22 protein-coding genes are annotated in these 18,911 nt (G+C 49.2%); 3 read left to right on the plus strand and 19 right to left on the minus strand.

The window, feature by feature from the left end; genetic code table 11:
* Window positions 1-307: 307 nt before the first annotated feature.
* From OSQ85_RS09930 to OSQ85_RS09950, 5 genes are read right to left on the minus strand one after another with little or no spacing between them, the layout of a single operon-like run.
* Entirely contained in the window at window positions 308-958 is a 651-nt protein-coding gene (locus OSQ85_RS09930) for an energy-coupling factor ABC transporter ATP-binding protein (protein WP_265822805.1), read from the minus strand.
* Window positions 955-1,611 (minus strand): energy-coupling factor transporter transmembrane component T family protein, encoded by a 657-nt coding sequence (locus OSQ85_RS09935; protein WP_265822806.1) that lies wholly within the window; start codon window positions 1,609-1,611, stop codon window positions 955-957. The genes OSQ85_RS09930 and OSQ85_RS09935 overlap by 4 nt, the downstream gene beginning before the upstream one ends.
* A complete protein-coding gene (locus tag OSQ85_RS09940) occupies window positions 1,608-2,129 on the minus strand; it encodes a hypothetical protein (protein WP_265822807.1) in 522 nt (173 codons plus the stop codon). Before OSQ85_RS09940 ends, OSQ85_RS09935 begins: the two co-directional genes overlap by 4 nt.
* Before the next feature lie 7 nt (window positions 2,130-2,136).
* Window positions 2,137-2,733, minus strand: coding sequence for a cobalt transporter CbiM (cbiM, locus tag OSQ85_RS09945; RefSeq protein ID WP_265822809.1), 597 nt, complete (start codon window positions 2,731-2,733; stop codon window positions 2,137-2,139).
* Window position 2,734: 1 nt separating this feature from the next.
* The gene (locus OSQ85_RS09950; protein WP_265822811.1) at window positions 2,735-3,490 is read right to left on the minus strand and encodes a DUF4198 domain-containing protein; all 756 of its coding nucleotides are present in this window, start codon (window positions 3,488-3,490) and stop codon (window positions 2,735-2,737) included.
* A 239-nt stretch (window positions 3,491-3,729) separates the two neighbouring features.
* Here OSQ85_RS09950 and OSQ85_RS09955 point away from each other — a divergent pair, with 239 nt between their 5' ends.
* A complete protein-coding gene (locus OSQ85_RS09955) occupies window positions 3,730-4,245 on the plus strand; it encodes a hypothetical protein (protein WP_265822812.1) in 516 nt (171 codons plus the stop codon).
* Here the strand turns inward: OSQ85_RS09955 and OSQ85_RS09960 are convergent.
* From OSQ85_RS09960 to OSQ85_RS09990, 7 genes are all read right to left on the minus strand, one after another.
* A complete protein-coding gene (locus OSQ85_RS09960; protein ID WP_265822814.1) occupies window positions 4,238-4,921 on the minus strand; it encodes a TrmH family RNA methyltransferase in 684 nt (227 codons plus the stop codon). The two genes, OSQ85_RS09955 and OSQ85_RS09960, sit on opposite strands and share 8 nt — an antisense overlap.
* 70 nt (window positions 4,922-4,991) lie before the next feature.
* The gene (locus OSQ85_RS09965; RefSeq protein WP_265822815.1) at window positions 4,992-5,366 is read right to left on the minus strand and encodes a hypothetical protein; all 375 of its coding nucleotides are present in this window, start codon (window positions 5,364-5,366) and stop codon (window positions 4,992-4,994) included.
* Between the two features lie 206 nt (window positions 5,367-5,572).
* Window positions 5,573-6,220 (minus strand): enoyl-CoA hydratase/isomerase family protein, encoded by a 648-nt coding sequence (locus OSQ85_RS09970; protein WP_265822816.1) that lies wholly within the window; start codon window positions 6,218-6,220, stop codon window positions 5,573-5,575.
* Window positions 6,220-7,002 (minus strand): enoyl-CoA hydratase/isomerase family protein, encoded by a 783-nt coding sequence (locus tag OSQ85_RS09975; RefSeq protein WP_265822817.1) that lies wholly within the window; start codon window positions 7,000-7,002, stop codon window positions 6,220-6,222. Before OSQ85_RS09975 ends, OSQ85_RS09970 begins: the two co-directional genes overlap by 1 nt.
* 3 nt (window positions 7,003-7,005) lie before the next feature.
* Window positions 7,006-7,323, minus strand: a complete 318-nt coding sequence (locus OSQ85_RS09980; RefSeq protein ID WP_265822818.1) for a DUF1634 domain-containing protein — start codon at window positions 7,321-7,323, stop codon at window positions 7,006-7,008.
* A gap of 4 nt (window positions 7,324-7,327) precedes the next feature.
* A complete protein-coding gene (locus OSQ85_RS09985; protein WP_265822820.1) occupies window positions 7,328-8,137 on the minus strand; it encodes a sulfite exporter TauE/SafE family protein in 810 nt (269 codons plus the stop codon).
* A 213-nt stretch (window positions 8,138-8,350) separates the two neighbouring features.
* Window positions 8,351-9,190 (minus strand): zinc dependent phospholipase C family protein, encoded by an 840-nt coding sequence (locus tag OSQ85_RS09990; RefSeq protein ID WP_265822821.1) that lies wholly within the window; start codon window positions 9,188-9,190, stop codon window positions 8,351-8,353.
* 114 nt (window positions 9,191-9,304) lie between these two features.
* Here OSQ85_RS09990 and OSQ85_RS09995 point away from each other — a divergent pair, with 114 nt between their 5' ends.
* Together OSQ85_RS09995 and OSQ85_RS10000 are read left to right on the plus strand one after the other, a co-directional pair.
* Window positions 9,305-9,538 (plus strand): hypothetical protein, encoded by a 234-nt coding sequence (locus tag OSQ85_RS09995; protein WP_265822822.1) that lies wholly within the window; start codon window positions 9,305-9,307, stop codon window positions 9,536-9,538.
* A gap of 11 nt (window positions 9,539-9,549) precedes the next feature.
* Window positions 9,550-10,116 (plus strand): hypothetical protein, encoded by a 567-nt coding sequence (locus tag OSQ85_RS10000; protein ID WP_265822823.1) that lies wholly within the window; start codon window positions 9,550-9,552, stop codon window positions 10,114-10,116.
* Window positions 10,117-10,513: 397 nt separating this feature from the next.
* Here OSQ85_RS10000 and truA read toward each other — a convergent pair whose 3' ends face one another.
* The 7 genes from truA to trkA form a co-directional block, all read right to left on the minus strand.
* On the minus strand, window positions 10,514-11,248 hold the full coding sequence (gene truA, locus OSQ85_RS10005) for a tRNA pseudouridine(38-40) synthase TruA (protein ID WP_265822824.1): 735 nt from the start codon (window positions 11,246-11,248) through the stop codon (window positions 10,514-10,516).
* A complete protein-coding gene (locus OSQ85_RS10010) occupies window positions 11,241-11,924 on the minus strand; it encodes a hypothetical protein (RefSeq protein WP_265822825.1) in 684 nt (227 codons plus the stop codon). Before OSQ85_RS10010 ends, truA begins: the two co-directional genes overlap by 8 nt.
* Before the next feature lie 33 nt (window positions 11,925-11,957).
* Complete coding sequence (gene tatA / locus OSQ85_RS10015) at window positions 11,958-12,164, minus strand: twin-arginine translocase TatA/TatE family subunit (RefSeq protein WP_265822826.1); 207 nt, start codon at window positions 12,162-12,164, stop codon at window positions 11,958-11,960.
* 49 nt (window positions 12,165-12,213) lie between these two features.
* Window positions 12,214-13,707 (minus strand): apolipoprotein N-acyltransferase, encoded by a 1,494-nt coding sequence (gene lnt / locus OSQ85_RS10020; RefSeq protein WP_265822828.1) that lies wholly within the window; start codon window positions 13,705-13,707, stop codon window positions 12,214-12,216.
* Between the two features lie 176 nt (window positions 13,708-13,883).
* Window positions 13,884-16,112: a carbamoyltransferase HypF gene (gene hypF / locus OSQ85_RS10025; RefSeq protein WP_265822829.1), complete on the minus strand. Its 2,229-nt coding sequence runs from the start codon at window positions 16,110-16,112 to the stop codon at window positions 13,884-13,886.
* Window positions 16,109-17,560, minus strand: a complete 1,452-nt coding sequence (locus OSQ85_RS10030; RefSeq protein ID WP_265822831.1) for a TrkH family potassium uptake protein — start codon at window positions 17,558-17,560, stop codon at window positions 16,109-16,111. The genes hypF and OSQ85_RS10030 overlap by 4 nt, the downstream gene beginning before the upstream one ends.
* Before the next feature lie 4 nt (window positions 17,561-17,564).
* Entirely contained in the window at window positions 17,565-18,905 is a 1,341-nt protein-coding gene (trkA, locus tag OSQ85_RS10035; RefSeq protein ID WP_265822832.1) for a Trk system potassium transporter TrkA, read from the minus strand.
* Window positions 18,906-18,911: the final 6 nt, after the last annotated feature.

Below are 18,911 nucleotides of genomic sequence, written 5' to 3' on the forward strand. Positions count from 1 at the left end.
GAAAAACACCGCAGCAGTTAAACGATATTTGTCCTCGAATTACTTGACATATACAATTGCGAACCCTGCAAGGGTGAAGCAATCTCTTGTTTATAAATAGTTCAGAGACGGCAAATCCTGTGTTTTTTCCGCACACGCTCGCGGTCTGCAAAGCAGACCTTCGCTTCGCACGGCGCAGTTCCATCCATGGAACTGTTTGCGTCATTCTGAGCGTCAGCGAAGAATCTCTCATTAATTAAATCTTAGTTTTAAAGGGTTTAGAGCGTTAAGAAGGTTTCCCAAGGAAAGAAGAGAAAATTAAAAATAATTAACCCTCAACCAGCCCCTTTTCTGTGAGGAACATCTTGCGGGCTCCGATTTTTTCAATAAAATCAATATCATGGGAAACGATCAGCATTGTTTTGTCGATCCCGCGGAGGATTTCCGCCAGCTTTTCAGCGCTTTTTTCATCCAGTGCTGCTGAGGGCTCATCCAGAAGCAGTATTTCCGGCTTCATCACAAGTACAGAGGCGAGAGCAACCATCTTCTTTTCCCCTCCGGAGAGGTGAAGAGTTATGCGGTCGCGCAGGTGGGATATATGCAGTTCATTCAGCATAGCCTCAGCCTTTGCAACGGCTTCCGGCTGTTTTATGCCCTCATTAAGGAGACCGAAAGCGACTTCCTCAATGACTGCCGGAGCGATTATCTGATCGTCCGGGTCCTGAAAAAGGAAGCCTATCTCCCTCCGTGCGGCAGCAAAGTCCTTCTCAGTCGTGAGCCTTTTATGGTGGATTTCAAAGTGACCGCCGCATGTGCCGCCCAGCCCTACAATGGCCTTAAGAAGAGTAGTTTTCCCTGCTCCGTTGGGGCCGAGAAGGGCGATTTTATCCTTGTGAGTAAGGTTGATTGTAACATTTTCAAAGAGCACCCGGTCTGCCGTGCGGCATGAGATGCCTTTCAGGGAAAGTGTGCAGCTCATGTAATCTGTCCGATTGTGAGGGCAGCCTGAACGATGAGCATAAGCGCCAGAAAGCCGTCAGCAGCACTCAGCGGGTGCGTGTTAAACGGATAAAGCCTTCCCCTGAACCCTCTGAGCTGCATAGCGTGATGCAGTGCCTTTGCTTTTTCCATGCTTTTTACGAACAGCATACCCACCAGATACCCGAATGTTTTGTAAGTGAAGAGGTTTGTCCCCGGATTAAAGCATCGTATACGCAGGGAGTCACGCATTTTTTTATATTCAGTGCCGAGAATCTCGGTGTATTTGATAACAAAGAACAGCAGAACAGTGAACCTGTCAGGGAATTTCAGCCCGCAGAAACCGTAATAAATACCCATGCTTCCGTGGGGAGCAAATAGAAGCAGGTTTGCACTGAGGATAAGGTTTGCCCGGAGAAAAATCAGAAGAGCGTATGACGGATCATTATGAAAAATCAGCACTGTGGCGCATATAAAAAGAATAACCAGATTAAGCCGCAGAAGCCTGATGAACGGCCGCAAGCCGGATTTCAGCGATACCGCAGGCAGAAAGGCAGCAAACACAGCATCGTATGCGGTGATATGCGTTCTGAAAGCTATCAGCAGCGAGTAAATGATTGCGGCAGCTATTGCGGCTGAGGGGGAGAATTTCATTTCTTTCTGAAAAGCATGAAAAGTCCGAATATTCCGAAAAGGTAGCCGATTCCGGATATTATCCTGTCAGTGTTGGAACGACCGGAATCTATGGCTGCCTGAATCTCCACAGTCTGCTTTCCGAGTTCCTGGCGGATTATAGTGCGCAGGGCATCTTCGTCAAAGGCTGCGGTGCTGCTGCTCTCAGGAGCGGTGTCCTGCTCATTATTATCTGCTGCTTCTGCATGTACTTCCGCCTTGGCGGAATGTCCCATGCCCGCATTGACAGTAACGGTGAAAGATTCGGGAAGAGTGTCAGCGAGTGTTGCCTCACCGCCTTCACTGAGGCTCCCATTATAAATTTCGCTGCCGTTTGCATCAGTGATTGTGAATCCGCAGTTTTTGCAGTATGTGCCATCAGCAAAGTAGGATGTAATGTTCAGAGTGCCGCCTTCATAGATGGCAAGCACGTTCAGTTTGTGCGCGTAAGCGGAAGAAAAGCAGATAAGTATAAGGGAAATAGTGAGAAGTTTCTTCATTGTAACCTCATTTATCAAGGAATGAAGGGTACACCTTCATTATGAATCTCAGTATGAAAACCGTGGCAGTTCCTTCAATGAACATGACAGGGATATGGGCGAGGAAGATGGCCTGTGCAGCCTGAGTGAGCTTATCTCCGCTGAGAAAAAGCATGAAGGATACGAGAGCGCCGGAAAGGGCAACAGGCAGAAAACCGGCAAGAAAAAAGAGAACAGACTGCACTGTTCCGCAGGATTTCAGCCCGACACGGCAGAGAATCCATGCCAGAAGAGCAGGCAGGGCTATGTTAAACGTATTGATCCCCAGCGTGGTAAGTCCGCCGAACTGAAAGAGGAGCCCCTGAAGCAGAAGCGCCATGAAAATGGCAGGGAAGGCGGCAAACCCCAGTACAGCGCCGACGAGACCATTAAGGAGCAGGTGGACGCTGGAAGGTCCAAGAGGTACATGAATGAAGGAGCCGACAAAAAACAGGCTGGACATCAGCGCGGTCTTTGTCAGCAGCTCATCCTTCATGCGGCGGAAGCCGTAAACGAGAAATCCTAACGAGGCGGCAGCCCCCGCACCGAGCACAGGGGCAGAAAGAACGCCTTCGGAAATGTGCATACTAGTCTGCTCCGTAAGTTTTCACCCAAAAAACAGCACCAAGCTCAACGGGATAGTCTTTCCCTTCGTGTTTGAGCGTCACATCATCTTCAATGAGAGCGGCAAATGCCCACCAGCCAGCAAAGGGCATGGCATAAGTGAAAACACCGTTGGCATCAGCCTTGATAACCTGAGTTATGTGAGCGTCTGTGGGGTGCTTGATTTTACTGCCCTTGTTGTAAAATTCAACCTCTATTTCAGCATTTGGAACAGCCTTGCCCTTGTAAATGACTTTGCCTGTGAAAGTATTGCCTTTCCAGAGGCCGTAAGGGCGTGTAAGAGGCACTATTTCAGCTTTGAGACCCACAGGGGTGTCCCAGCCTTCTTCCATGCCGAATGCGTTTACAACGGTTTTTGTGATGTGCTGAATGAATACTCCTTCAGCAGGTTCGAAATAGTAATCGGGAGTAACTGTAAATATATAGTCGCCGGGTTTAGCGAAGGAGTATTTGAAATCCCATGCTGATTTACCCTGAATGGTGGTTTTAGTTACAGACTTCATAAGATCGGTTTTTTTACCGTCAAAATATACGGAAACGTCTTTAGGCTTAACCATCTCCATAATCGGACCCTGCTCAAAGGGGTGAGTGAACTCCATGTGGAAGGAGGCGGTTTTGGCAGCGGGCGTCACAACATCAGTGGAAGGGATCAGTGTCTGAAAATGCGCAAAAGATGCAGATGCGCAGAGCACAAGAAAGAGTGTAAAAAATTTCTTCATGTCAATCTCCGTGTTACAGTTTTAGGCTACTGTGTTATCACGGTGTCATGAGAAAGTCAATGTGTGTTATTATGATAAAGAATGATTTTTGTGTTACGGAGATTATAAAATTGTTTTTGCAGTATCTCCATCACCCTGAGTCTCTGTTTTTCAGGGCTTTTTCATTTCAAGTAAAATTACCCTGCCATGGACTATTTTCCGCTGTATAATCTGTCATAAACATTCAAGGCGGTGCGTCCATGTTCGAATCAATAGCTCTGGCTCTGGCGAAGGCTCTTGCCACTTATCTTTTCAAATATTACGTCATGGCTACACCCGTTGTAAAAATAGAAGGTGCACCCGGCTGGTACTACAAGGAATCCTCAAGCGAGATATGCGTCTTTGCCAATGAACGAGGCGGCTACAACGCCGTTGATGCCCTCAAGGGCAGATCAGGCATACTCATGGCTGAAAAGATAGACGGCATACTTCAGGTGGCTGTGTATGACAACTACAGGGAGCTGAAAGACCCGAAGGAAAAGGAGTTTGTGAAAGCCTTCATGAAGGATGCCGAGCTGCCGGTGTTCATAACAAAAACGATGAAATTCAGAAACATAGTCTATGATAAAGACATACAGACAGCCTTCTCCAAGGCGTGTATTGAAAAGAATGAGCTGATCAGCTATCAGGAGGAGAGACTTGAGAAGCTGAAATACTCCCTGTCCCACGAACGCGCAGGAAACGCGTTCGATGAGCTTGAGGAATCTGTCAAGTAAGCTTTGAACTGTACAGGGTGTGGAGGATTATGGCTGCGCTCTGTGATACATTCAGCGAGTCTATATCGCCGCACATGGGAATACGGAAGGCGGTGTCTGCCTTCTCCAGCACACCGGGGCGTATTCCTTTCCCCTCGGAACCGAGAATCACCGCTGACTGCTCAGCGAACTGCACATCGTTCAGCACCTTGTCGCCGTCAATATCAGCGGCGTATATCTTATACCCCATGCTCTGGAGATCCTCCGCTGCTGAGCTTATATTTGTTGTTTCATAGATGTCTGCGTGAAAAAGAGTTCCGCTGGAGGCTTTGCATACTGCTGCCGTTATGGGCGCCTGATGGTATCTGGCAACTATGATGGTCTTTACTCCGAAGCAGTTGGCAGCACGGATTATTGTTCCGTAGTTGTGCGGATCCTGAATCCTGTCCAGAATAAGCACATGCCCGCTGATCGATTTTCTGTGGCGGACAAAATCCTTGGGCTCTATATCGTTTATTTCTGCGGCCACTCCCTGCGCCTCGTCCCCGAAGCGGTGCTCAAACTCCTTTCTGCCGAACTCCGCAGCTTCCATATCCGCAGGTTTCTCCCTGAAAGTGGAGCCTTTGCGGAGAAAGAGGTTTTTCACCAGTCCGAGTTTGAGCGCTTCTGCAACAGTGTTTCTGCCGTGTATTATCATGTTCCTTTCCTTTGCTTATGAGTAGAGGGAGTTATAACAGCCCTTTGCCGCCCCCGCAAGGGAAAAGGCTCTATACAAGCTCATCAAAATACATTCCGCGCATGAAGAGCTCGGTCATGTACTGCTGCTCCCTGTATTCCTTAGTAAGGCGCGCGTCCTTTTTTTCCTCAAGCTTAACAAGAAACTGCTTAACTTCTGCCTTTTCCTCCATTATTTCACCGTATTCCTCAAAACGGAGATGCTTATCCTGATCCATTTTCTTAAAATCTTTGACTCTGAGCTCCTTGTGGTATTCCATTGAGTCATACTCCGCTATCCGCATGCGGCGTTTATCGTCAATGCGGCTGACTGTTTCGGCTATGGCGGAATTGTGGAATTTTACAACCTCATCCGATGAGTTGCGGCTCACCGGCTGCTCAATTGCGGTATTGCGTTCGATCTTCATACATGACCCCCTGAAAAACGGGGTGCGAAAAGCTGTGCGAGAACTCTCAGAAGGCTTTAAAAGCCTGATAAGAAGGGTGTTCTGCGCACGGGCGCACCTCTACGGCAACATCCCTGTAGAAAAATTGCATCCGTGCTTCTTTCTTATCGGCCAAAACAGAAAAAACTTAAGAAGATTTTACAAAAAATGACAAAAAAATAATAGGCCTACAAGCCCTTGTGAAAAAAGCCTCTTTTCATGCGGCTGAGAAGCTCCCGATCCTTTGCGGCAATCTTTGAGCTTAAATGTGCTGCATAGGAATCCATATCTGCTGCTGATGAAAAATACTCTGTGAGGAAACCGCCGCGCTTCATCTCCTCCGCGCGGAACATATCGCCGGTGCAGAAAAATTCCGCAGCGGCAGCGGGCTTCATTATTCTTGGAATCGCCTGTGTTCCGCCGAAGCCTGTGATTATGCCGAGCTTGGTTCCCGGATGTGCGAACACGCTTTCGGCAGTGGCAAGCCTGAAATCACACGCAGCGGCAAAGTCCATCCCGCCGCCCATGCAGTACCCGTCCACCTCAGCGATTATAATCTGCGGCATTGTCCGCATCAGGTTGAACAGGGAGTTTCCCAGCATGGAAAAACCCTTCGCAGTGAAGCCGTCGTAATCATACATTGTCTTGAGATCAGCCCCCACGGCAAAACAGCCTGAGCCGCCCTGAATGCGGATCACCTTTGCAGGTGTTTCCGAGGCCTCGTTAAGTGTTCTGATTATTTTCTTTATTGTCGGCGCATCAAGCAGGGTAAACCTGCCCTCCGGCGGGGTGAGCTTAACAACAGCGGTTACATCCTTCAGGCAGAGGCTTATCATCAGTCCTCCTCAAACCTCAGGTCTTCCCAGCGGTTTTTGAAAACAGGCTTCCGTTTTTCGATGAAAGCTCCCATCCCCTCCCTTTTATCCTCGCATGAGAACGAAAAGGTGAATGCGTTTTGCTCAAAGAGGAGCGCCTTGTCAAAATCCATCTCAATGCCGGAGTTCACTGTCTCCTTAGCCAGACCGAGGATGAAGCTGCTTTTTTCCGAAAGTCTGGCGCAGAGGGCATCAACATGGACATGCATGGAGGCGGCATCGGCAAAAACAGCATTGAGTATGCCTTTTGCGTGCAGCTCCTCCGCTGCGGCGGAATCACCAGTAAAAACAAGGTACTTGGCAAAGGTTTCATATACTTTGCGGGCGGCAAGCTGCGTTCCGCCGAATCCGGGAATAATCCCCAGATTAACCTCCGGGAACGCGAACCTTGATGATGATGTGGCGAATATCAGATCAGAGGCGAGGGCGATCTCAAAGCCGGGGCCGAAGGCCTCTCCGTCCACCTCTGCTATTATAAGTTTTTTCAGACTGCGCATGGTTTTCACAAGCCTTTGCCCGCGCTCAGCGTAAGCTCTGGCCTCTTTCTCGCCGAAGGAACCGAGCCTGCTTACTGCGCGGCCTATGGAAAAGCTTCCGTCTGAACCTCTCAGGCGGATGAAGTCAATATTCCTGTCCGCCTCCGCCTCTTCCAGAACACGGCAGAGTGCCTGCGGGTCGGTACATTTTTTATGAAGAGTGATAACTGCCGCTCTGCCTGAAACTGACGAACCGAAACATTCCATGCTCTATTCCCCCGCAATCATAACCACGCATAGCATGGCGATAATTATAAGACACATAAAAACAAGGCGGAAATTTCTTTTCGCCGCCCCGTGCCAGAGAACATAGAGTATCCCTGCGGCAGGAGCGGCCAGAACTGTCCAGATACCTGTCATTATGGTATCCGCCCCGTTCAGGGCAAAAGCGCCCGCTATGTGTCCCGCTATACTCTTATTAACATATTCCGAACCAAGCCCCAGAAGATTTTCCGCCAGACCGAGAATAACTATCCCGACTCCGAGGAGGCCGATATATTTGAGCAGACTGCCTAAAGTTTTTTCCATGAAATCACCCCAGCGCCTTGTAGAACATCTGCACCGCTATGAGCAGAAGGACAGCTATGAAAATCTTCTTTATCCTGTTGTCCGTAACCTTGCGGAGCTTAGCCGTTACGAAGGCGGAGCCGATGAGAACGCCGACTATTATAGAACCCGCAAGCTGAGGGAGGAGGTAGCCGTGGAATACATACGCCACTGAACCGGCGGCAGCGGTAAAGCCTATCATGAAGTTGCTTGTCGCAGTTGCAACACGGAGGGGCACACCTGAGAGAATATTCATGGCGGGAACCTTAAAAAAGCCGCCCCCCACGCCGAGCATGCTGGAGATTACACCCGCAAAAGCGGAAACCATCATGGAGAGATGCACTTTCTTCACTCTGTAATGTATGACCCTGCCGCGCATCTCGTCCATGTAAGAGCCGGAGTAGAAGCCGTTGCCCTCATCAGGCGGGGTTTCCGCATCTTCTGTGCTGACGGTTTTCTTCCACATGAGATAAGCGGTTACAAGGGTGATTATGGAAAACATGATCAGGATAGGTCTTTCGCTGACGGAAACACTGATATATCCGCCGACGAGAGCGCCGAAAATAGTCACTGTCTCAAGGGTGACAGCCAGAGGAATATTGACGAGATTCCTGTTCAGATTGGAGGCGGATATGAGCACACTTCCCACTGTTATGGACGCAAGGGAAGCCGCCACCGCAGTATGAACAGAATAGCCGAATATAAGAACCAGAACGGGAACTATCAGCACTCCGCCGCCTATGCCCAGCAGATAGCCGAGAATGCCCGCAAGTATCCCCACCGGGATAAGCTGCATTATTTCAATCATCTGTCAGATATAAGTTAATGATGGATGAAAGTCAACTTAATAGCTGAAACTGTACATCCTATCAGTTTTAGCCACACGCTCGCGTCGGGATAAACCCGCCTCCGCTTCGCACGGCGCAACTCCAGTTGTATTCCTACTCAATAGCTAAAACTGTACCTCCTGTCAGTTTCAGCCACAAAGCAAGAAGGGCAGAAGCAGACTTTAGTCAGTCGGGGTATATGAATAAACATTCCCGTTGCGGTAGCGTTCCTTCATCTTGCGTATGCCGACATTTTTCACCAGCCTGTCGTGTTTTTCCCGCGCTTTTTCCATAGCGGCCTTTCCTGTGGGGTCGTAATCACTGAGGTGTTCAAACCCTTTGGAAACGGAGAGCCCGGCGAGCTTTTCCGCCTCGATGCGGAAACTGACGCAGTGTTCCTTAAATGAGGGCATGGTGGCAAGTTTATAGGCCTTAACCGCCTTCTGGAGCCTGAACATTTTCTGGTAGCTCAGTGCAAGGCGAAGGGTGTGCATCTCCTTCGTGAAGAATGCGGGGTCAATGTTCATAACCCTTATGAACAGATCCCCAAGCTCCTCCGCATCGGTCATAAGCTTCATCATTGTGCCGCTGAAACGGTTGTTGTGCAGGGCTTCCTCTGCATACTCAAGCATAAGGTGCGAGCCCATGCGCCCCTTGCCCATGTACATAAGGTGCTGAGGTACAAAGCGGTTGTGAGCCACAATATCCGCCGAGAGATGAGCAGCGTACCCGTGGGCAAAGGCCTGATCCTCATCACTTTTCACACCTGCGAAAAGAGACGAGACAGTCTTCCACGAGTGCGTCTCAAGATTGCGCTTATATTCGGAAAAATCTTTAAGAAACAGGAAAAAGTCAGGAAATATGTTGCCCAGCATGAAGTGGGCAGGGTATGCTTTTATTACACCCTCTGCGGACGCAAGAATACTGTTTGCTATGGAGAGATGAGTCTGAAACCCCCATGCGAATGCGGACTCCGGCAAAAAGCACAGTAAAACAGCGGCGAGAACCGTTATAGTTTTCATGCTAATATAGTAGTAGCCATAGTGCATTTGCGCAAGAGGTGTTGACAAAAGATATTAAGATAATTATGGTATTAATATCCGCTAACAAATGAACATAAACCGGAGGTAACTGTCATGAAAGAAAAAGCTCTTGAACTCAAAAAGGAATTCACCCGCATGAAAGATGACTGGGAAGAACTTACCGAAGGCGAAAAACAGGTGGCAAGAGACCGTGAGGCAGAGTACGAAAAGCTCACGCATAAAATGAGTGAAAGCGATTTGAAATGGATCGAGGACGGTTTCGCAGTCTGGTATGCTGAATATATTGACGTTGAAACCAAAATTTTCATAAAACCCTGCGAAGGGTAACGGAGAACAGAATGAAGCGGATTCTTATAATGCTGGCGGTAGTCATCTCGGTTGCCGCCTGCGTTACTGTGGGCAAAAAAACCACATCCATGGACGACACGACATACTACACGCAGTACTCCTTCTTCTATAAAGCGGGCATACACAAATCCGCCAATTACCGCGAAGGAACCCTTGTGCCGATCAACACACCGGTGAAAATACGCTCAATCGGCGGCTATGACCTCACCGGGGACGAATCCTTTGAAATAACCACTGTGGACGGAAGGCATAAAATAGTTGTTTCAAACGATAAAGATAACAGTGGAATGAGCCTTACTGACTACCGCGGCAAGCTCTTAGGAAAAGCAAAGGCGGATCTCTCTGCTTATTCTGAACAGGCACAGGCATTCATCAGAAACGGTGAAGCTGCCAAAGGCATGACCAAGGAGATGATACTCATGGCGCTGGGCACTCCGCCCGTTGATCTCACCCCTTCGCTGAACAGTGATGCGTGGATCTACCGCCTGAACCTGCTCCAGAAAACATACATAAGCTTTGATGAAAACGGCATGGTAAAGGACATTTTCCACAAGTGATGTAAACGCTAACTAATTGCTGTGTCACTGCGAGAAGCCGAAGCGACGAAGCAGTCTCTAAATATATAACTTCCGTTCGCAATGACGCAAACAGTTCCATGGATGGAGTTGCGCCGTGCGAAGCGAAGGACGGTTTATCCGTCCGCGAGCGTGTATAAAAATTCCCAAGGAAGGTGAATTTTTATTATTAAGGTAGCAGGATGTACCGTTTCTGAACTATCATAACGAGAGATTGCTTCACCCTTTCAGGGTTCGCAATGACATAAACAACTCCATGGAAGGAGTTGCGCCGTGCGAAGCGAAGGTCAGTTCTGCTGACCGCGAGCGTGTATAAAAATTCCCAAGGATGGTGAATTTTTATTATTAAGTCAGATGCTGTACCGTTTCTGAACTATCATCAATAGAATACTTCTTTTAAATACAGCCCGCATGCGGGGGCAGTCATCCCCGCTTTTCTCCTGTCTTTTCCCTGAATGATCTTCTGTATATCCTCAGGCGCCTGCCCCCGGAAAGCGCCTCTGACAACAGTGCCGGTTATTATGCGTATCATCATGTGCAGAAAGCCGCTGCCGTTTATCTCAAGGTTTATATAATCACCGTCTTCATAAACCTTTGTATGATAAATGGTTCTTACCGTATTTTCCTTCATCCCCTCCGCAGCGCAGAAGCATGCGAAATCATGCTCCCCCTCAACAGCCCGCAGAAGCTCACGCATCAGCCCGACATCCGGCCTTTTCTTCAGCCACCATGCCCTGTTCCTGTCCAGAGCGGAGGGTATCCAGCGCGCCAGAAGTCTGTACATATATGTTTTGCTCACTGCAGACTTCTGAGAGTGGAAATCCTCATGAACATCCTCAGCGGACTTCACTGCGATGTCGCCGGGCAGCAGAGTATTTATCCCCATGACAAAGCCGTTCAGCGGAATATAGCTTTCTGTGCGGAAATTAAAGACCTGATTCAGGGCATGCACACCCGCATCGGTTCTGCCGGAGCCGATGGCAAACAGCTTTGTTTTGTACATGGTTTCCAGCGCTTTTTCTATCTCAGCCTGAACAGTGCGGACCTCTTTCTGCGCCTGCCATCCGCAGAAGTCTGTTCCGTCATATTCCACAATGCATTTCCTGTTATACATAATACCCGCCGACGGCAATAACGATTACAAAAAGAAAGGCAGTATAATCCCCGTAACGCATATATGGAAGCCTCATTCTCTCCTCAAAGCTGTCAAACATAAGCTGAACAGTCTCCCTTGAATGGCTGAGCGCTTTTTCCGCCAGAGGTGCGAAAAACTCCTTCACAGAAAAAAGTCTGCCGATGCGCCTTTCACCCTGCGGCCTGAAAAAAGAGAAGAATACCGGAACAAAGCTCAGGGCGCATCCGAGGGAAACGCTTAAGCCTTTGGCATCGGTGAAGGGGACAACGCGGAGTATGCGGTAAAAAAGTGCCGTCAGGTGCTCTGTTCTGATTAAGAATGTGAGCAGAGAGGAAAAAAATATAAGAAGCGTCAGCCTGCCCACAATAAACAGGGAATGCCCGCCATCCTTTATACCGAAAAACCAGTGGCTGGCGAAAGATGCTATCAGCACAGGGGAAAGAGGGATAAGAGCTTTTAAAAAAAGCAGCGGGTTTATCCTTGAAAAAAGGAGAACAGCGGCAAAAACTCCCCAGAAATAAAACAGGCCGGAAGAGGATTTCACCGTTCCGGCCGTAATTGTCAATATAATAACAGAAACCGCCTTAACAGCGGGATGCAGCCTGTGCAGGGGGGAATCAGCTTCTATATAAGAACCGAAAGTTCCGCCAGCCACTTAAAACCGCACCGTCAGACAGCCCTGATATAATCAGGCGTCTTTGTTTTCGTTCTCGATTTTCTTTTTATCCGTTTCCGGAGTAATATCGAGGGCGTCTTCTGCATCCTTTGCGGACTTTTTAAAGTTCCTGATGGCTTTTCCGAGACCGTCGCCGATCTGGGGAAGTTTGCCCGCACCGAATATAACCAGAGCGATTATAAGGATGATCAGAATCTGCTGAGAACCTACTGAACCCATACTTTGCCTCCTAAAGATGTATGAACATTAATATACATCGTCTATTTATTCAAGGCTTATTATGTCTGCGAATCTGCTTTATAAGTGTTGCCGATAAACTTACAAATAAAAGCACTCCGAGCCATGTATAGCCGTATACACCAAAGAACGTCCGCCCCTGCACAAGGTTCACCTCGTAATCCAGATAACCGCTCTCCCCTACACCCATGACGGACTTTATGCGTCCCGTGGGGTCAATGTAGGCGGATATGCCGGACTGTGTGCAGCGTACAATCCATCTGCCGAATTCGGATGCCCGCATAACGTCCACAGCAAGGTGCTGATAACGCCCGTGGGAGAAGCCGAACCAACTGTCATTAGAAATTATCACCACCATATTCGCCCCGGCAGCAGCCTGCGCCATAAGCTGGCGGTAAAAAGCACCCTCGTAGCAGATCATGGGGGCTATCTTCATTTTACCGAGGTCAAAGACGCTTAATTTTTCGCCCTTGCTGTAATCGTGAGCCCCGTTAAAGAAGAAGTCGTCTATCGCTTTAAACAGGCCGCTCATGGGGAAGTATTCGCCGAACGGAACAAGATGCACCTTGTCATAAACGGCTGAACCCTGCCCGGCGTAAAGGGCGGCACTGTTGTAGTATTTTCTTTCGTCTCCGGCCTCCTCCCTGCGCATAACGCCTATAAGAACCGGAGTGTCCTCCCCTATGGTGGAGAGAGTGAGGTTTATTATAGCATCATCCTGCACCAGAACCGGATAAGCGGTTTCGGGCAGAACAAGGAGGTCAAAATCCTTAAACCCGCTTCCGAGCACCATCTGCTGAACGGTGCTTATTACGCGCTCCTTCCTGTCCTCATCCCACTTTTCCTCCTGCGCCACACCTGTCTGGATCAGCCTTACCCTTGCAGAGCCTTCCGCAGTCTGCTCAGGAATTGCCGAGCCCGCCAGATAAAGCAGAACAGGAAGAAAAATTCCCGCAGCAAACATAATGTGCCTTCTGCTCCGCACACCGTGATAAACCAGAAGGTTTCCGGCGACTATGAGAAAACTCAGCCCGTATTCACCGATAAACGATGTCACAGTGAGTATCTCAGGGTAGAGGTACTGAGTCTGCCCCAGAGTAAGCCACGGAAAACCAGTGAGAAAAATCCCCCTGAAAAATTCGCCCGCAGCAAAAACAGCAGGCACTAAAAGCAGGGAACCCCTGCTCCGGGCAAAAATATATGCTGTCAGCCCGTAATAAAGGCCGAGATAAGCGGCAAAAACCGCAGTAACTATCCATGATACAAAAAGGGGCGCACTGCCTATATCCGTCAGAGGAAAAGACAGCCATGAGATTCCGAAAAAGTAATAAAACTCTCCGAACAGAAGCCCTGCCCAAAAAGGGCGGATGTATCTTTTTTCCGCAAGGATAAACAAAGGCACAAGAGCAAACCATGCCAGAAACCCCTTGTCCATCCCAGGGGATGCCAGAGTGAGGAGCATTACCGATGAAAACAGCAGCGCCGCCGCATGAAACAGGTTTTTCATATCTGCCTTATTGTTCATAATTAATATATACCGCCATAGGAAAACCCAAGGTAAAGACGGACATTTTACAGCCGTTGCTGCACCTTTACGAAGCAGATTAAAATTTTTGAAAGGGTTTGGGAAAAGCTTTTTATAAAAAGTTTTCCCAAGACAGGAGAAACCCTTCCCAAAACTCAATATATTTTGCAATTACATCATAATTTTATATCGTCACCGTAAACATACCCGCAGACCTGTCCTAATGATATGCACCCGTCATTGGCGGGGATGCGTCCGTGGATGAGCGGGGTGAACCCTTTTTGGCGAAGCAGAGTCGTAACTCTTTTCAGCAAAAGCATATTCTGGAACACTCCGCCTGAGAGGGCAACGGTTTTTATTCCGTCTGCGTGTATTACGCATGCATCCGTGAGCATGCGGGCAAACCCGTTGTGGAACCTTGCGGAGCATATGGAAGAATCCCTGCCGGAGGCGAGATCAGCGAACAGTCCGTCAAAGAGTCCTGCGGGGTTCATGGGTTCGGTATGATAATAATCGGTGACTGTTTTGTCAGCCGCATATTCCAGCCTGATGGCAAGGTGAGCTTCGAAGTCGTTCTCTGCTATGCCCGAAACCAGCGCTCCGGCAGCTTCAAAAAGCCTGCCGGTGCTTGAGGTTTCTATGGAGTTCAGACCCGTTTCCACCATTTTTTCGGTGAGTCTGAGTGCGGTCTGCATTCCGGGAAACCTGCCGTAGAGGAAATCCGCGTATTTTTCAAGTCCGTATGACTTCATTGCAGAAACGAGCATCATGACAGGTTTCTTCGCCGCTGTGTCCATAGCAGGCTGCAAAATATAGGGAAGGTGAGCCGCACGTGTTACTTTTTTGTCTTTTCTGACAAATAGTTCTCCGCCCCATATTCTGTTGTCTGTTCCGAGTCCGGTTCCGTCAAGGATCAGGCCGAGGGCATCCTCTTTGTGTCCGTTTTCACCGAGGACAGCGTAAAAATGCGCAAGATGGTGCTGTAATGCGATGACTTCCGCCCCGGTTTCTGCCGCATATCGGGTGCTGAAATAATCGGGGTGAAGGTCAGTAACCACTGTCTCAGGCTCAATGCCAAGAAGGTGCTTCATTTTCACCCATGTCTCGGTGTAGAAGTCCCTTGTTTCAGGGTTATCCAGATCGCCTATGTACTGGCTCGGAAACGCATAAGCACCTGATGCGAAGCATATCCCGTTCTTGAGATGCGCGCCCGCACCTGCAATCTGCCTGTCCGCCTCGAATGGGAGCATGACCGGATAAGGCGCAAAGCCCCGTGCACGGCGCAGAACATAGGGGAAACCTTCCGCCACGGCGACAACAGAATCATCCACTCTGTTGTGTATTGCTCTGTTATGATGGAGAAAATTGTCAGTGTAGTGTTTCAGCCTCTGCTCTGCGTCTGTTTTGTCAATGCAGATAGGCTCATCCCGCAGGTTGCCGCTGGTGGCTATTACGAAGTCAGTATTAAGGCGGCTCATAAGGAGCGCATGAAGCGGGGTATAGGCGGTCATTACTCCCACATTGCTCCCCATGGGGTTAACTGAACCGGAAAAGGGCGGGTTATCCCAGTCAAGAAGAAGAACCGGAGCCTGCGGACTTGAGATGATGTTCCGTTCGACGTCCGTCAGCGGGCGGTATTTCTCAAGGGTCTGAACATCCGCGCACATCACGGCAAAGGGCTTTTCACCCCTGCGCTTGAGTTCGCGGAGCCTTTTCACCGCCGTTTCATTCAGTGCGTCACATATGAGGTGATAACCGCCGAGGCCTTTCAGGGCGAGTATTCCGCCTGAGTTTACAGCGTCTGCCGCCCGGTTCAGCGCAGCATCACCCGCAAGCCCGAAGCCGTAAACCCCTGGGCCGCAGACTGAGCAGCAGTCCGGCTGAGCGTGAAAACGCCTGTCTGTCGGATTTTTATATTCGGATGCGCACTCAGCGCACATGGCAAACTCTTTCATTGTGGTCATTCTGCGGTCATAGGGAATGGATTCGATTATGGAGTATCTGGGGCCGCAGTTTGTGCAGTTTATGAACGGGTAATGATAACGTCTGTCTGCTGTGTCAAAAAGCTCCCTGCGGCAGTCAGGGCAGAGAGCCACATCCGGCGAAACAAGGGTTAGTCCGCCGCGGGTTTCGGATTCCCTGATCTCAAACCCTGTAAAGCCTTGCGCAGAACCTTCTGTTATTTCAACGGAAGCTATGTGAGATAATGGCGGGGCTAGTCTCCTGACATCCTCTGCAAACTTCCGGGCTACGGCATCAGAGCACTCAAGCCCGATCTCCACGCCTTCGGAGTTGTTAAGAACATAACCCCTGAGTTCACGCGCAGCGGCAAGGTTATAAACAAACGGGCGGAAGCCCACACCCTGCACAATTCCTTTGATTTTTATCAGGTAAGTATTTGTCATTTTTTCCAGAACATGGGCGTCAACAGCACGAACACGGTATAAAGCTCAAGCCTGCCCGCCATCATGGCGAAGCTGAGAATCCATTTAACATGATCCGGCATAAAGGCATAGTTCTCCGCAGGCCCCACACCGCCGAAGCCCGGACCAATATTTCCAACTGTCGCTAGGGCAGCAGTAACCGAAGTAAGCAGGTCAATACCGGACGAGGCAAGGGCTATGGTTACCAGCAAAATTGTGGTCATATAAAGGAAGAAGAAACCGCTTATGGCGTAAACTATGTTTTTGCGCACCGGGTAGCCGCTTATTTTCAGCACAAACACGCCTCTGGGGTGAACAAGGAACTTCATTTCATTGAACCCCTGCTTAAACAGTGTTGCGATCCTTATCACCTTGATTCCGCCTGCTGTGGAGCCGGAGCAGCCGCCCACAAACATAAGGACAAGCAGCGTTACCTGCCCTAGATATGTCCAGTATTCATAATCAGCAGTGGCAAAACCTGTGGTGGTGAGAATGGACGCTGCCTGAAAGGATGCGTAACGTATGCTCTGCCATACGCTGTCATATATTTTCCCGTGCAGGCTGAAAGCGATCAGCGCGCTGGCGGTCAGAAAAATAAGCAGATACGCCTTGAGCTCGGTATTGCGGAATAGCCCTTTGAAGTTGCCGCTCATAAGCCTGAAATGCAGAGTAAAGTTCATTCCGGCTATCACCATGAAAAGGGTGACCACGCCGTCTATATAAGCCGAGTCATAGTGCCCGACACTCAGGTTCTTTGTGGAAAAGCCGCCGGTTGCGAGAGTGCTGAAACTATGATTAAGGGCATCGAAAAAGGTCATTCCTCCGCAGACAAGCAGAAAAGTCTCAAGAGCGGTGAAACCCACATAAACATACCACAGGTATTTTGCTGTTTCGGCTATCCTCGGTGTTATTTTATCCACCACGGGTCCGGGGGCCTCTGCCTGCATAAGCTGCATGCCGCCTATGCCAAGGAGGGGAAGGATGGCAACACCGAGAACAACAATGCCCATACCGCCCAGCCAGTGGGTGAGGGAGCGCCACAGAAGGAGTGATTTAGGCATTTTCTCTATATCTGTCAGTATAGTCGCTCCGGTTGTGGAGAACCCGGACATGGTTTCAAAAATTGCGTCTGTCACAGTGAGCATTCCCCCGTCAAAGATATACGGAAATGCCGCGACAGTGGAGGCGACCATCCAACTCAGGGTGACAACAAGGAGCCCGTCTCTGGTGGAGAGGGTTTTCTGCCTCTCGTGCCTGAAAACAAAGAGTATGCCCATGCTTATGCAGCCGCTGATGGCGATGGAAAGCAGAAAGCTCTGAACCGCCGCCCACTCCTCATAATAAGCGCCGACTCCGGCACAGAGAAGCAGGAAGAAATCCAGAATAAGTATAAGAACCGAAACGGTTTTGAAGATTACCTTGAAATGCATGAAATCAGCCGGAGAACATCTCTGACAGAGCCGAGGAAGCTTCTTTCACGGAGAATGTCACAATTCTGTCCTTTTCAGCGAAAACAAAATTACCGTCAGGGATGAGGTGCTTAGAGCCTCTGGAAACAGCCGCCACAACTGAACCTGCGGGGAATCTGGTATCTTTCAGAGTCTTCCCGCAGAGTTCGTTATTAGGCGAAAGGCTGAACTCCGTAACCTCTGCTCTGCCGTCAAAAATTTTGAAGACATTGAGAATACTCCCCTGACGCATGAACTTGAGAATAGCATTTACCGAGCTTATCTTCGGGCTCACAGTGGCGTTCAGCCCAAGCTCAGCGGAGATATGCAGATAGTTTGTCTTGTTTACCAGAGCTATGGCTTTCTTGACACCGAGGGATTTGGCATAGATTGCGGTGAGGATATTAAGCTCCTCGTTGCTTGTGGTGGTGACTATGAGATCGTTGTCCGCAAAATCCTCATCCTCAAAGACACTTTTGTCTGATATATCCCCGTTTATGACCAATGCGCCGGGGAAATCGGAGGCAATTTTCTTGCAGAGTTCGTAATCCCTGTCCACAACCTTCACTCTGCGGCCAAGCTGGAGAAGCTTCTCCGTGACATACCTGCCCATTCTGCCCGCACCGACTATGACCACGGTCTTTATGCGTTTTTTGGGCGTTCCTATTTTAACGAGGATTTTCTCAAAGGTAGAGACTGAGGCGACGATAAAAACGTGATCCCCTTCTGTGATAACAGTTTCGCCGGACGGAATTATTATTTCGTCCTCACGGATTATTCCCGCAACGATGAACTCCTCTCTGAGGGAGCCTTTTATCTCTTTGAGCTTTTTGCCAATGAGGAAATGTTCATCATCCATGTATATGTCACGAAGCTGTATTTCGCTGTCATCAAAGCTGAAAATGTCGCTGGTCGCACCATGCTGAATATTGTTTATGATAGCTTTTGCTGCCTCTATTTCGGGGTTGACTATATAATCCACCCCGTAGCCGCCGCTGAATATGCGGGTTCCGGTATATTTGAGACTCTTTACACGGGCAATTTTCAGCGGAACATTAAACTCACTGGCCACAACGAAGCAGCTTATCATGTTCACTTCATCGGAATCCGTGGCGGAAATAAAGGCGGATGCTCTGGCAAGCCCCGCCTCTTTCAGTACTTCAATGTTGGTTGCGTCATCATTTATCACCATGCAGTCAAGGTGATTGGAAGCGTGTTTCGCACGCTCCTTGTCACGCTCGATAACTACCACATCGCGGTTTTCAAGTATAAGCTGCTCGGCAATGTGGAACCCCACCTCGCCTGCGCCTGCAATGAAGATCTTCATTAATTC

It is taken from the genome of Geovibrio ferrireducens (assembly GCF_026226615.1).
In the GTDB taxonomy this organism is placed as follows: domain Bacteria; phylum Chrysiogenota; class Deferribacteres; order Deferribacterales; family Geovibrionaceae; genus Geovibrio; species Geovibrio ferrireducens.